The 694-nt window shown below is 74.5% G+C and carries 1 protein-coding gene; it reads right to left on the bottom strand.

Annotated elements, in window-relative coordinates:
• Positions 1-256: 256 nt before the first annotated feature.
• The coding region (locus ACFWY9_RS38235) for a hypothetical protein (protein ID WP_378341173.1) at positions 257-694 on the bottom strand (438 nt) is incomplete at its 5' end.

Here is a 694-nt window from a genome sequence, read left to right as displayed (position 1 = left end):
CCACGAGACACACCACCCCCCCCCCCCCCAGCGCGAAGCAGAACACCACAAAACCCCCACCCCCCCCCCCCCCCCCCGGGGGGGGGGCCCCCCCCCCCCCCCGGTCCGGTCGGCCGAGCAGCGCGGTCCGGTCGGCCAGGAGCGCAGTGGGGCGGCCCGATTGCTTAGCAACGCTCAGCGCCGCGTTTAGCCCGCTAACTGCGCGCGGCCGGGGGCGCCAGGGTGCGTTTAGCGGGCTAAACGCGCTGGGGGTGGGTCAGGTGGCCAGCCAGTCGGTGTTGGCGAAATCGTCGTCGTCGGAGTGGGCCGGGCGGCGGTGGCGTCCGGCCGCGCGCCCCGCGGCAGGGGCGGGAGGCACGGCGGGCGGGGACGGGGGCGGAGGGGGTGGTGGAGCGGCGGGGTGGGCAGCTGGAGGCGCGTCCGCGGCACGGTAGCCCGCGCGACGTTCGTTTTCCGCCTCGTCCTCTTCGAAGCCGAAGTCGTTCTCGTCCTCGGCCTTGTCGCCGACCGTCGACTCGGTGACCCAGCCACCCGCCGCTTCCGCCCGTCGCTTCTGTTCGAGCAGCTTCGTGAGCGCTTCGTCGGTCTCCCGGCGCAGCTTGTCACCGGCTTCCCGGCTCTCCTCCACCGCCTTCGCGGCCCGCTGCTCGACCAGATACATCCGGTCGCCGTTCTCCCGTTCGAGCCCGGCGAG

Origin of the sequence: Amycolatopsis sp. NPDC059027 (genome assembly GCF_042739735.1) — a bacterium.
In the GTDB taxonomy this organism is placed as follows: Bacteria; Actinomycetota; Actinomycetes; order Mycobacteriales; family Pseudonocardiaceae; genus Amycolatopsis.
This window is presented reverse-complemented; position numbering and strand designations above follow the sequence as displayed.